The organism is Flavobacterium sp. 103 (genome assembly GCF_003096795.1).
Classification (GTDB): Bacteria; Bacteroidota; Bacteroidia; order Flavobacteriales; family Flavobacteriaceae; genus Flavobacterium.
In genome coordinates this window covers 2,359,411-2,372,279 of the sequence record NZ_QENX01000001.1, presented here as the reverse complement: position 1 = coordinate 2,372,279, position 12,869 = coordinate 2,359,411, and the positions used below count along the sequence as shown (strand labels likewise).

Here is a 12,869-nt window from a genome sequence, read left to right as displayed (position 1 = left end):
TCATTATTGTTTCTTTGCCTGAAGATTTTTTATCACGACATCCTCAATCCCTTCTTTAATTTTTACTACTTCATTTGTATTCTCATTTGGAACGGTCATAGACAAAACATAGTGTTTAATTTTCCATTCTTTACCTGTCTTTATCAAAACACCAGAACCTCTACAAATTTTCATTTGAGTATTCAACAGTTCGTCAAACCAAGCCAGTTTACCTGATTTATCAAAATAAATGTGACGCTCCAATGCTTTAAAGTCCCAAGCTTTGCCTCTGTCAAAATAAGGTTTTGCAAAGGCCTTAAAAGCTTTCAAATCCCAACTTTCGGTTGGATCTGTTCCGATGTAAATCGCATCATCTGTCATCATTCCAAAATAGACTTCGGCATTGGCCTCTGCCGCAGCTTTGTGCCAAGCATCAAGGGTTCTGTTTACCTGTTCTTTTTCATCGGATTCTTTATAGTGCAAAGAATCAAAACTCACTAATGTCAATACTGCTAAACTTAAAAAGAGTGCTCTCATATTTTTACTTTTTTTATTTCTTTGGAAGACTTCCCATTTTAATTTTCATTTCACCATTTTTCCCGTCCACAACCAACAAATGCAACACTATTCCTTTGTATCGTTTGGCTTCTCTTTCTCTTGGGTCTTTAATTTTATAATCATCCTCTGGATTTCTTAACGGAATCGTCAGCCCTAAATTAGTTCCTTTCTTGAATGAATAAATACCCTCAACATCAAAATTCAGCACATTTGAACTCACTTTAAAATAATCAACATTTACAAAGCTACCGCTCATATTCAATCGTCCTGACAAATCATTAAAAACAATATGTTTTACATCTCTGTTTGGAAAAGCAAACTTGCCAATTTTTATTATTGGCTTAAAATCAGTTAGCGATCCATTTTTTATATCATATTGCAAATTTCCTTTTGCAGAATCATCAACCAAATCGCCATTTAGAGTCATTTTCATCGACATATCAGCCGTTGCCGAAAGACTTCCTTTTATGTTTTGGGGCTGAAAGGATGTAATTCCGAAATTTTTAAAAGAGGTTAAAAATTGAGGAATATCAACCGTTGCAATATTTACATTTGTTTTTACATCAAATAAATTACCGTTTGGAATTAACTGGGATGCAAATGTGATTTTGCCTCCACAGGATTCAATTGCTCCTTGTTTGACAAAAAATTGTCTATTCTTGGCCACAATAATAATTTTGGCATTCTTGGCCGTCAAATTAGAATACACCATCTTGTCAAGATTCAAATTTAAAACCACTTGACATTTTTCAACAAGCGTTATCCGTTTTTTAATATCTGCTTTGGTTGTTATTTTTTTTACTTCCTTCTTTTTTTCACTATGTGCCAAAACACTCATGAATTTTTTCACATCCATAAAAGGGCTGTTGATATTCAAAACAGCCACCATTTTTGCAGGATCATTATAATAGAGATTAAGAAAATTATCAATTTTCCCATCTAAGAAAAAAATATTTTTATCTCTTTGGTACTTAATATTTCTAATAAACAATGCCTGGTCCGTAAAATCAAGAAGAACATTGGTTTGAAAAGTAATATTCTTAGATCGTAAAAGCATATTAGCCTTTTCTATATTCACTTTCCCCGTAAAACGAGGTTTTGAAATTCGCAAAGCCACAATATCAACATTGAATTTAAAATCGACGTTTGCCGTTCCTCCATTAAACTTTATAAATTCATCACCAAAAATATTTCCCAATTTCTCGACATCAAACTTAGAATGTAAGTCTCCTGTTGCAATCGGTTTTTCTAAATTATTAATTGCTGCATTAGGAATAACTACTGGAATCCCCTTGTAGTTTCCTGTGAAATTTTTAATGATAACAGCCGAGTTGATGTCATTATTCCCTAAACCGTTCTTGAAATTATTGATATATCGTCCTTCAAAACTACACTCTTTGGTTTCCCCTTCTGAAGAAACCAAGACATTATCCTTGATTTGGGCATCCACAATAATTTCGGGATCTCCTTCTGCATTCATGTCGCCAATAATACTACATTGGGCATCCAAAGGTTTAGTTATATTAAAATGATTTAGAATTTTAAACAAATGTGGATCCAACAAATGAGCGGCATTCAGCCATAAAATAGTCGTTTTTATGTTGATATTCATTATTGGATGATCCTTGTTCAGACCAAAACTCGCTTTGATGTCAAAATCATCGTCGCCAATCCCAAGCCCTTCAGTAACTACGTCAATTTTATTTTTCGCCTTAGAGAATTGAACTGCCAGTTTTCCTTTTACTCTTTTGTCTTTTATAAAACTTCCGTGTTTGGTATTGAAAGCCATGCTTTTTGCAAAAACATCCAGAAACAAATCTGTTTCCCAGCCATCATCTTTATAATTTATTTTACATTTTAAAGAATTCACCTCAAAGTGGAACAATTTATTTCTTTGTAAATTTTGGGAAATAAAAACTACATTCTTAAAATCAACTTCTCCGATTTCAGTTTCAGTTTTGCTTTTTGGCTCATTTGTTTTGGGTTTTGGTTTAAAAATATTCGAATTGGAAACGCCATTTTTATCTTTAAACAAATCGATTTTAGTATCAATCAAAACTACTTTTTCTATATCCACTTTTTTATGCAATAAACTCAGCACATTCAATCGCACTTCGATTTCTTCCGCCTTAAGCACACTCCTTTTATGAACGGCATACAAACTGTCCTGCAGTTCAACTTTTTTCAAAACCACCGTAAAATTGGGAAAACCTATCAAGAATTTGTAGCCCACATCTCCAATACTGGCATGCCCCGAAATATTATCATTAATTTTCTGATTGATTTCGGTCATTATGTGCTCTTTATTTTGAGTAAAATAAATCCTCAATCCAATAAAGAAAATAAGTATTAACCCTAAAAAACCAACAATAAAAAAACCGGTTCTTTTTAAAATCTTTTTAAATCTAGTTGTCTTTGAAAATTCTTTTCCTTTTTCTATAAATTCTTTCATACCAGTTATTTAAAATTTTATATATCTATATAAAAAAAATTGCTTTTAAATATTTTGAATTGAATAATCCGCAAAACAACTCGACCTGTATCAAAGTTAACATAATATATTACAAAAACGAACGTTATATCTTAAAAACTTTAACATTGTAGTGCAAGATACTCAACTATTCAAACACTGTCTTTGTCCAAATTATCGCACCTATTTAAAGGTGTTTTTGTAGTATATTGATGAAAAAATTGAAAAATTGTACTACTTTTGATGTCAACAAACTCTATAAATGAGTTACTAATTTAAAAACAAAAAATATGCGATCATTAAAAATTTTACTGTTAAGTGCTTTCATAGTATTAGTATCTAATGCAGTTTCAGCACAAGCTTGGGGAATTAGAGCAGGAGCCAACTTTTCTGATATTAGTGGAAATGGCTGGAATACAGACGCCAAAACTGGTCTTTATGTTGGCGTTTACAAAGAAATTCCATTGATAAAAAGCTTGCTTTTCATACAGCCTGAAGTACAATACTCACAGGAAGGATTTTCAACTAAAAATGCAAAAGACACAAAAATAGATTATCTTACTGTGCCTGTTTTAGCAAAAATTTATGTTGTTAAATTATTAAGCTTTGAAACCGGACCTCAATTTGGATTTGCAGTTTCAGACAATGTAGACTATACTGATGTAAACAGTTTTGTGCCTTCATGGGCTTTTGGTACGTCTCTTAACCTACCTTTAGGATTATCTATAAATGCTAGATACATCACAGGTTTGGATGACACGTTCGATAATCCAACGCTTTCAGGAAAAAACCAAGTTTTTCAAATTGGTGCCGCTTTCCAATTTTAAAAAAACACCAACCTACCACCTAAAAGTTGCCTTAAAGTTCATTTCTTTAAGGCAATTTTTTTTGTACATTTATAGTTGTGTCTCAAAAAAAACTTTCTTTATGAGAAAATCTCTTTTGTTGCTTATCCTATTTATTTTCAGTTTCTCCTTTTCTTCTATTTCCTGTAAAAAAAAGGAAGATCCCGTTCTAAAATTGCCTCATAAAATCAGTGCTTTTAACAAAGTAAAAAGCCTGTCTCCATTTGACAGCACTCTGGTCAGCTCCTTTTTTATAAAACATCCGAAACTACAAAAATACCAAGAAGAAACAACCGAATTGTATCGAAAACGCAACTATCAATACATTTGGTTTGACTCCAAAGGCATACTGGAAGTTAGTCATTTGCTGTATAATAAATTAAACAATATGGAAGATGAAGGAATAAAAGCCGCCATTCCATACAAAGAAAATCTGGACGCGCTTTTTCAGAATGCGACTGAAAATCAAAGCGCGAATGTCAATGATGAATTATTGATTACATCGCTTTATTTTTTTTATACCCACAAAGTTTTAAAAGGAATAGACGATAAAAAAATTGCCGAATTGGGTTGGTATTTACCCCGAAAAAAACAATCCTACGTTAATTATTTGGATTCAATAATTACCAACCCTTCCCTAATTGACAAAAACGAAAAAGAAGTATTGAATGAGTATTACAGCCTCAAAGAAGTACTCCATAAATACAGAAAGATTCAAAAAAACAATTCTTGGAATCCCATAGAACTAGATTCCAGTCGTACTTCCTTGAAGCCTGGAGATTCTTCTCAAACTATTGCCCAAATCAGACAACGGTTGTTCATACTGGAAGACATAGCAGCAGACTCAAAAAGCACCCTATATGATGACACCCTTTCTGTTGGAATTCTGAAATACCAAAAACGAAATGGCATAAAAGAAAACCAAACCATTACACAAAAAACCATAGCCTCTTTGAATGTTCCAATAGAAAATCGGATCAAAACCATTATGGTCAATATGGAACGCTGTCGATGGATTGATGCCGATGTTGCTAAAGCCCCAGAATTGATAGTGGTAAATATCCCATCCTATCGATTGACTTTTTTCAAGGAAGGAAAACCTGTTTTAACCTCCAATGTGGTCGTGGGAAAAGACATGAACAAAACCGTCATTTTTAGTGCCGATATGCGTTATATCGTTTTTAGTCCCTATTGGAACGTTCCCAAAAGTATTATCGCAAAGGAGATTAAACCCGGCATAGCCAAAAACCCAAACTATCTGTCCAAACACAATATGGAACGGTATAATGGAGGTATTAGACAAAAACCCGGACCAAAAAACTCATTGGGATTAGTGAAGTTTCTGTTCCCAAACAACAATTCCATTTACCTGCACGACACTCCTTCCAAAAACTTGTTCGATGAAGAAAAAAGAGCTTTCAGCCACGGCTGCATACGAGTTGCGAAACCAGTAGAGTTGGCTAATGAAATACTAAAAAACGATAAAAACTGGACACCCGAAAAGATTGATGCCGCCATGCATAAAGGCAAAGAATCCTGGTACACGCTCAAGAATAAAATTCCGGTGTACATTGGTTATTTTACTGCTTGGGTAGATAACGAGGGGGTTATTCATTTTTATGACGATGTATACCAAAGAGATGATCGATTGGCAACGATGTTGTTTGAAGAATAGTTTTTTTGACAGACCAAATATTGATTAAAGCTAGACTAAGCATTACACTTTATTTCGCAGAGAAACGCGAAGAATCCGCAAAGTTTCGCAAAGTTTTTTAAGTTCAATCTCAAGGATTCATTTTTTTCTTTGCGCATCTTTGCGTCTCCTTTGTGAATCTTCGTGACATCTATTCCTATTGCGGTATCTCAGTTAAAACAACAAAGGCTGTCCCGAAAGACAGCCTCAATTTATTCTATTTATTTATGTTTTTAATTGCTTAATGCGCTTTCTGCTTATCGAATGTAGTGTTGAGTACTTTTTTTATTTTATCCAAAGCTCCGTTGAATGCTTTTTCGATAGAATCGGCGTGTTCTGTAACGGCAATAGGCTGCATATTGGCTGGACGCGCTTCAATAAGACAACGCTTGTCGTTTACCCCAGATTTGGCACTGTTTTCGTCTCCAAAATGTACTTCTACACGAGTCACTTTGTCATCAAAACGGGATAATACTCTTGTTATTTCACTTGAAAAATAAGATTCTAATCTTTCGCTTCCTTCAATATTCTTGTCTGTGTTGATTTGTACTTTCATATGTCTATTATTATTAATTTTTAATGCTTATTCTCAAAGTTAAAAATTATTCCCTAAAACGGTCCCGTTTTAGTAAAACATTATGAAAGAAAAAAGTTGTTTTTTGATTTAAAGACAGAAGTGTCTGAAAAAGAAATTTAGTTACTATTTGGCTGGATTTAAATAAAGTATCATATTGTAGAATACTTAATTTCAAAATAATTTTTCATCGCCTTTTGCATAATGGCTTTATCAAGTTTAAGTAATTCCTCTTTTACATCCCAATCTTTAATCATTTCTTCATCTTTTATATCAAGTTCTTCGCCTTCCAATTTTCTAGTTAAAATATCGCTTAATAAAATTTGGTCGCAAGAATAATAATTTGGATAATAAGTTTCTATGAAAGGCCAGTAGTTTGATGTTTCTAAATTCATAATGTGATTTATAATTTATCCGATTGACATCTTTGCAGATTCTTTCCAAAGATAATTTGGCATCGGCTCATTAAGTTCCCATTTAATACTCATTGGTTTTGAACCTTCTGTTTCTTTAAAATTTGCCTCTCCAATAAAAACATAACCTAAAGTATTTCCATTTTCATCATTTGCCTTTTCTCTAACAAAAAGCATTATTTTTTTATTATTCTCAATATGTTTAATATAAGACAATCCCTTATTTGTTTCTGGTCCATAAGCATTGTGTGATTGCCAATGAAATAATGTTTCACTTATTGCATAATCATCATACATCGTTGTTGGAGAGAAATCTTCTTCTGATTTAATTAAATTGATAAAAAGTATTTCCGTTTTTAAAGTTTTATTTTCAGCTGCCCCTTCTCTATTCGATGACTTTTTTTCAAATGTACTTAGCCCAAAAGCTACTAAAATTTGATCTCTCGTATAACGCGCATGCAACTTTAATGGTTGCTCATAAGGTAATTGAATGTCAATTTCTTTAAACCCGATTTTATCAATTAATATTTCTAAAACTTCAATAATTTCATTGACAAGAATTTTATTTCTACCTATTTCAATTATACTTTTCTCCAAGGAATCAAATCCTCCCGCATTTTGCCAAACATCATAATGCAACATCAGCAACATAATTTTTTGATTTTCATCAAAATCATTAATTCTAATATTGAAACCTTGTTTTGCAATTTTTAAAATAAAATTAAAATAACAGGTAGAATTGGTTGATAACCATTTATTACTAATGGCTGAATATATTTGCTTTTCATTTATATTTCCGAAATCTTCAATTACTTCAGCTTTTTGACATAACCTTGACCAACTGTTTTTTTTGTAAATTGTTTCAATTGAGATATGATTTAATTCAATGAAATTATTTAGAGTTAAAGGCAAAGTAGTTTGATGTTGAAAGTTTCTGATTTTAGTTATTAGTTGATTGACATTTAATGACGTCGCTTTTCTAATGTTTTCAAGAATTGTTTCTTTTGCTTTTTTCTCTAAAATAATTGAGCATCCTAATGGCAAATGTGGAAAATCACCTTCGATTTCTTTTTGAACTGAAGTAGTTGTTTTCCCAATTAATGCCCTGAACTTACTTTCAAAATCATATTCAAGTCTTGAATTTCCAACAAAATCAAGAACAGTCAAACAATCTTTTCCTTCTGCTAAGCGTAACCCTCGACCAAGTTGTTGAAGAAAAACCGTTAAACTTTCTGTCGGTCGCAAAAACAAAACGGTATCAATTTCTGGAATGTCTACACCTTCATTAAAAATATCAACAACAAATAAATAATTGAATTCTTTTTTCTTGAATTCCTCTCTAATTCTATTTCGCTCGCTAGCGTTTTTAGCTGTTAAACATTCAGCCCTTAAACCAGCTAAATTGAATTTTTCAGCCATAAAAGTCGCATGCTCAATTGTCACACAAAAACCAATCGCCCGAACATCATTTATATCATTTGTATATTTATTCAGGTTAGAAATTATTTCACCGACACGTACATTATTTTTAGTATATAAACTTGTCAATTCACTTGCTACATATTTCCCTTTCTCCCATTTTACATTTGTTAAATCGATGCTGTCTGTTATTCCAAAGTACTGAAAGGGACATAATAATTTTTTATTTAATGCTTCAGGAAGTCTGATTTCTGCAGCTATACGATTACAGAAGTCTGTCAATATATTTTCACCGTCCATTCTTTCAGGAGTTGCTGTCAATCCAAGAAGAACTTTGGGTTTAAAATAATTTATAATTGGCCTATATGTTGATGCCGAAATATGATGAACTTCATCAACAATTATAAAATCATAATATTCAGGAGTCAGTTTAATATCCTTTAATCTATTATTTAAAGTTTGAACTGATGCAAAAACATATTCATTATTGTTTGGTTCAATTCCATCAACCCATAAATCCCCAAAATTATTATCTTTTAAAACCCCTTGAAATGTTGCCTTTGCTTGTTGCAAAATTTCTTTTCTATGAGCTACAAAAAGTAATTTGGATGATTTATTATTGTTTTTAAAATTTTTATAATCAAATGCTGAAATAACAGTTTTTCCCGTTCCTGTAGCCGCAACTAAAAGATTTTTATTTCTATTATGAACAGATCTTTCTACTTCTAATTTTTCTAATATTTCGCTTTGATAGTGAAAAGGTTTGATGTCAAAATAGGAGATTGTAGAAGTATATTCTTTTGAAAACTTTCCTTGTTTGAGGGCTTCTATCAATTTTACAGAATGTCTCTTTTGATCGTATAATTCAAACTCTGAATTTTGCCAATATGCTTCAAATGTTTTCTTAAATTTATCAATAATATGCCCAACCTCTTTAGTAGTGACTTTTAAATTCCATTCCAAACCATCAGTCAATGCTGAACGAGAAAAATTAGAAGAACCTATATACGCTGTATGAAATCCTGTATTTCTTTCGAATAAATAGGCTTTAGCATGCAATCTCTCATTCCCTGTATTATAAGAAACTTTTACTTCTGTATTTTCTAAAGAGGCTAAAAATTCAACTGCTTTAGCATCTGTTGCGCCAATATAAGTAGTTGTAATTACTCTTAATTTTCCACCTCTTTCTGTAAATTCTCTCAATTCACGTTCAAGAATTCTAATTCCTTTCCATTTAATAAAAGAAACTAATAAATCAATTCTATCGGACGATAAAATCTCTTTTCTTAATTCACTTTCAAGGGTTGTTCCCGAATTTCCACCTGTAAAAAGCTCACTATGAATTAATCTTGTATAAGGAGTAATTTCTTTTAAATGCAAATCTAAATCAGTGAAATGAGCATCAACTTTTGTAAAAACAGCTTTTAGAATTTTTCCTTCTGTTTCAATCAAATCACCCTCAAACTCTTCTTTCTTTAGTTCTTCTTTCAGAAATAAAATTATTTTGTTAGCAATTTCGATTTGTGTTTCAATAACATCTTCTCCTTTAATTAGAGTAAAAGCATGCTTAATTGTTTTCCCAATATGTTGAGATAGTAATTGAGCCGCTTCCGCTTTATCTATTGATGCTTTCTTTACTTGAAAAATATCTTTATCTAACTCGTTTATTTTAAAGTTGATTAGTTTGGTAACTAATTCTTCATACAATCCTTGATTCATATTTCAAGTTTTAAAAATTCTTCAACAATTGGTATATCTGCTTCTGCCCAATCTAAATTCAACAATTCCGACTTATCTAATAACTGAAAATCTTTATGTTCTGCTAAAACAATGTCACCAGAGATATAATTTGTCAAAAAAGGGATTAAGTTTATTTTAAAAGTTCCATAATCATAAATACTATTTGAAAGTCTTTTCACAACATCAATTTCAATATTTATTTCTTCTTTAATTTCTCTTTTAATACATTCTATTTCGCTCTCATTTTCTTCCAACTTACCACCCGGAAATTCCCATTTCAAAGGAAGTTTCATTATTTCACTTCTTTGTGCTACAAAAATTTTATTTTCTTTTATAATAATTGCACAGGTAACATCTATTGTATTACGCATTTTAACTGTATTACTTACTATCAATCAATTATACATTATTTTAACTCGTACGAAAGATAATCAGATTTAATAGATTCTAACGGTCACTTATGATTATTATTTATAAGTTTTCGAACCAAAAAAAACGCCAATCGAAAGACTGGCGTTTTAAAACATATTACTCTTTTTATAGTTATTCTTTTGTTTCGTCAAAATTTTCTAGCTCTTTATTGACTTCATCTAATAGTTGTTGCTCCGTAGGCAAATACAATTCGTATTGACTCGCCACTATGGTTTTATTATTTTCGGGCAAAGTAAATTTCACAACACCATCATTTTTTGTGGCACATAGTAAAATTCCAATTGTTGGATTTTCGTGAGCCAGCTTTTCCACCCGATCATAATAGTTTACATACATCTGCAATTGCCCTATATCCTGATGCGTGAGTTTATCTGTTTTGATTTCGACGATTACAAAACATTGCAAAAGTCTATTGTATAAAACTAAGTCTGTAAAAAATTCATCACCCTCAATGTGAATCCTTTTTTGTCTTGCCACAAATGAAAAACCGTTACCCATTTCTAATAAAAACTCCTGTAAATGGGTTATTATGGCTTGCTCCAAATCTTTCTCGTAATATGAAGCTTCCCGTTTTAAGTCTAAAAATTCTAAAAACATGGGATCTTCTATAATCTCTTTAGCATCCGAAGGCAGTTTTTCATTTTTGGCTACGGCAAGCACACTTTCTTTATCGTTGCTTATCAAAAGGCATTCCCAAAGATTACTGCAAATTTGGCGTTCGAGTTGTCTTGATATCCAATTGTTCTTAACGCTTTCGGCACTATAAAAATCTCTTTTATCTTGATTATCAATAGAAATAAGTAATTTATACTGCGTCCAACTCAATTGCGTCCGCAGTGCGGACGCAATTGGATAAGTACGATAAAACTGTCGATACCGTTCTATTTGTCTAACCGAAAAACCACTTCCATAATCTGGCTGTAATTGTTTGGATAGAAATTTAATCAAATATGCCCCGTAATCCGCTCTGTCTTTCCCTTGTTGTTCTTCCTCAAAAATACGTCGTCCAATATGCCAATACATGATCGTACGCTCATTATCAACAGCCCTAACGGCTTTGTCTTTCGCATTTGCTATTATTGCTTTTATGTCAGGAATTATGGATTGATTCTTTATCATTTAGAGTGAATTTATTTACAGTAATACTAAAAAAACAGGAAACACGAAATAACTAATTCACTCAAAACAAATTATGTATTGAATTAAGGATAAAAAAAAACGCCAATCTTTCGACTGGCGTTTTGGGTTCACAAAAGGCTTATTTTAAATTTCTTCTTCTAAGTTTTCGAGTTGTTTTTCTAAAACTTTATCCGCTTTGATTCGCTTCACGGTTTCCTTACGGGTGATGAGTAGCGGGATGGCGACCCCTGCGGCCAAAGCCAAGATGATAAAACAAGCTGAAAGACCGTTCTTGACGGTTTCAAAAAAGAGTTTGGTATAGACATCCGGATCTTGTTCGGCAGTTAATTTCATTACTCCTACCATGGCTTTGTAGGCAAAAAATCCTGGTATCATAGGTATTAATGCCGGAAGCGCAAAAGTCATGGGTGGCGCTTTGCGATAGTGTGCCGCCAATACACTAGAAAAACCGATAAGGCTCGCACCGCATAAAGCCGCGAAAACCAACCCAACTTCGAGTGATATTAAATAAAATTTGAGCAATCCGCCCAAGGCTGCGATGATGTATATAACTCCTAAAGTACGGCGAGGCACATTGAACAAAACGGCAAAACCGATACCTGCACAACCCAACCATATTCCTTTTTCTAATAATGCAAAATCCATTTTAGTGTAAATTAAAAATTAATAATGAAACCATCAATCCTAGTGCAATGGCAAAAGCGATAACCAAAACATTTACGCCTCTGGTGGTTCCGTTTAATATGTTTCCGTCAATCAAATCCGAGAAGGAATTGATCATAGGCACACCGGGAATTAAAAACAACACCGAAGTGGATAAGGCATGTATAAATTCTCCTTCGGGATTTAGAAACGAATAGAGCCCTACCAAGAAAGAAGAGGTTAAGGCCGCAAAGAAAATGCATACATAAAAATTGAATTTGAGTTTCATGGTTTCCTGTCTCACAAAAAGCCCCAAGAAACTTCCGGAAAAGCAAAGTATCATTTCGATTAATCCACCACCGAACAATCTACAAAAGGAAGCTCCTGCCAAGGCCACCAAAAACAAAACTGCAAATCTTGGATATAATGGTTTTCGGTCCAGTAATTTCATTTCTTTATTGATGCGCTCCACGGACCATTTTTCTTCCACAATTTTCCAACTCATCGTACTGATATCCGAAATGAGATTGAAATTGAGGTGCATATTCGGCACCCATTTTACACTGGTAAACGTTTTGATATTGTCTTTATAGGTTAAAGTAATCATCAAAGCATGATTGGTAATCATTAAATCCGAATCGCAACAAAAAGCACCGGCTATTCTGCTGATGGTAACTTTGACACGTTCGGTATTGGCTCCTGAAACCATGAGTAAGGAACCTATTTCCAGGAGCATTTCTCCCAGTTCATATTTGTTTGGTTTTGCAACTAATTCCATATAAATGCGGTTGTTAATTTTACTCTCAAATTTAAGGATTTAACCCCTTAAAAAGACTGATTTATAACCCTAAAACATTAATTTATTTGGAGAATAAATAACAAGTGATTTCTATCGATTTCGCTTATGGTTAAGGGCAAAAAAAATATCAAAAATGGAGTTGGTTTGATGTTTTTGGAGCTACTA

At 32.7% G+C, this 12,869-nt stretch carries 11 protein-coding genes; 2 read left to right on the top strand and 9 right to left on the bottom strand.

Features of this window, described 5'->3' with window-relative positions:
* Positions 1 to 3: 3 nt before the first annotated feature.
* Both C8C85_RS09625 and C8C85_RS09620 read right to left on the bottom strand, forming a co-directional pair.
* Positions 4 to 516, bottom strand: a complete 513-nt coding sequence (locus tag C8C85_RS09625) for a nuclear transport factor 2 family protein (protein ID WP_116796890.1) — start codon at positions 514 to 516, stop codon at positions 4 to 6.
* 13 nt (positions 517 to 529) lie between these two features.
* Complete coding sequence (locus tag C8C85_RS09620; RefSeq protein WP_116796889.1) at positions 530 to 2,989, bottom strand: AsmA family protein; 2,460 nt, start codon at positions 2,987 to 2,989, stop codon at positions 530 to 532.
* Positions 2,990 to 3,297: 308 nt separating this feature from the next.
* Here C8C85_RS09620 and C8C85_RS09615 point away from each other — a divergent pair, with 308 nt between their 5' ends.
* Together C8C85_RS09615 and C8C85_RS09610 are read left to right on the top strand one after the other, a co-directional pair.
* Positions 3,298 to 3,834 carry a porin family protein gene (locus C8C85_RS09615; RefSeq protein WP_116796888.1) on the top strand — a complete coding sequence of 179 codons (537 nt, stop codon included), beginning with the start codon at positions 3,298 to 3,300 and terminating at the stop codon, positions 3,832 to 3,834.
* A 100-nt stretch (positions 3,835 to 3,934) separates the two neighbouring features.
* On the top strand, positions 3,935 to 5,527 hold the full coding sequence (locus C8C85_RS09610; RefSeq protein ID WP_116796887.1) for a murein L,D-transpeptidase: 1,593 nt from the start codon (positions 3,935 to 3,937) through the stop codon (positions 5,525 to 5,527).
* Positions 5,528 to 5,786: 259 nt separating this feature from the next.
* Here C8C85_RS09610 and C8C85_RS09605 read toward each other — a convergent pair whose 3' ends face one another.
* From C8C85_RS09605 to C8C85_RS09575, 7 genes are all read right to left on the bottom strand, one after another.
* Positions 5,787 to 6,101 (bottom strand): HPF/RaiA family ribosome-associated protein, encoded by a 315-nt coding sequence (locus C8C85_RS09605; protein ID WP_116796886.1) that lies wholly within the window; start codon positions 6,099 to 6,101, stop codon positions 5,787 to 5,789.
* Positions 6,102 to 6,271: 170 nt separating this feature from the next.
* Positions 6,272 to 6,514 carry a 6-phospho-beta-glucosidase gene (locus C8C85_RS09600; RefSeq protein WP_116796885.1) on the bottom strand — a complete coding sequence of 81 codons (243 nt, stop codon included), beginning with the start codon at positions 6,512 to 6,514 and terminating at the stop codon, positions 6,272 to 6,274.
* Positions 6,515 to 6,529: 15 nt separating this feature from the next.
* Complete coding sequence (locus C8C85_RS09595) at positions 6,530 to 9,670, bottom strand: DUF3427 domain-containing protein (protein ID WP_116796884.1); 3,141 nt, start codon at positions 9,668 to 9,670, stop codon at positions 6,530 to 6,532.
* Positions 9,667 to 10,062 (bottom strand): (deoxy)nucleoside triphosphate pyrophosphohydrolase, encoded by a 396-nt coding sequence (locus C8C85_RS09590; RefSeq protein WP_116796883.1) that lies wholly within the window; start codon positions 10,060 to 10,062, stop codon positions 9,667 to 9,669. The genes C8C85_RS09595 and C8C85_RS09590 overlap by 4 nt, the downstream gene beginning before the upstream one ends.
* A 172-nt stretch (positions 10,063 to 10,234) precedes the next feature.
* Positions 10,235 to 11,242, bottom strand: coding sequence for a YhcG family protein (locus C8C85_RS09585; protein WP_116796882.1), 1,008 nt, complete (start codon positions 11,240 to 11,242; stop codon positions 10,235 to 10,237).
* Positions 11,243 to 11,386: 144 nt separating this feature from the next.
* A complete protein-coding gene (locus tag C8C85_RS09580; protein ID WP_116796881.1) occupies positions 11,387 to 11,908 on the bottom strand; it encodes a threonine/serine exporter family protein in 522 nt (173 codons plus the stop codon).
* A 1-nt stretch (position 11,909) separates the two neighbouring features.
* Positions 11,910 to 12,683, bottom strand: coding sequence for a threonine/serine exporter ThrE family protein (locus C8C85_RS09575; protein WP_111408129.1), 774 nt, complete (start codon positions 12,681 to 12,683; stop codon positions 11,910 to 11,912).
* Between the last annotated feature and the right edge of the window lie 186 nt (positions 12,684 to 12,869).

Excerpts from the sequence above, each read along its gene's own strand:
- C8C85_RS09605 (WP_116796886.1), bottom strand. The coding sequence starts at position 6,101 with ATGAAAGTACAAATCAACACAGACAAGAATATTGAAGGAAGCGAAAGA.
- C8C85_RS09615 (WP_116796888.1), top strand. The coding sequence starts at position 3,298 with ATGCGATCATTAAAAATTTTACTGTTAAGTGCTTTCATAGTATTAGTA.
- C8C85_RS09610 (WP_116796887.1), top strand. The coding sequence starts at position 3,935 with ATGAGAAAATCTCTTTTGTTGCTTATCCTATTTATTTTCAGTTTCTCC.
- C8C85_RS09620 (WP_116796889.1), bottom strand. The coding sequence starts at position 2,989 with ATGAAAGAATTTATAGAAAAAGGAAAAGAATTTTCAAAGACAACTAGA.
- C8C85_RS09575 (WP_111408129.1), bottom strand. The coding sequence starts at position 12,683 with ATGGAATTAGTTGCAAAACCAAACAAATATGAACTGGGAGAAATGCTC.
- C8C85_RS09625 (WP_116796890.1), bottom strand. The coding sequence starts at position 516 with ATGAGAGCACTCTTTTTAAGTTTAGCAGTATTGACATTAGTGAGTTTT.
- C8C85_RS09585 (WP_116796882.1), bottom strand. The coding sequence starts at position 11,242 with ATGATAAAGAATCAATCCATAATTCCTGACATAAAAGCAATAATAGCA.
- C8C85_RS09590 (WP_116796883.1), bottom strand. The coding sequence starts at position 10,062 with ATGCGTAATACAATAGATGTTACCTGTGCAATTATTATAAAAGAAAAT.
- C8C85_RS09595 (WP_116796884.1), bottom strand. The coding sequence starts at position 9,670 with ATGAATCAAGGATTGTATGAAGAATTAGTTACCAAACTAATCAACTTT.
- C8C85_RS09580 (WP_116796881.1), bottom strand. The coding sequence starts at position 11,908 with ATGGATTTTGCATTATTAGAAAAAGGAATATGGTTGGGTTGTGCAGGT.
- C8C85_RS09600 (WP_116796885.1), bottom strand. The coding sequence starts at position 6,514 with ATGAATTTAGAAACATCAAACTACTGGCCTTTCATAGAAACTTATTAT.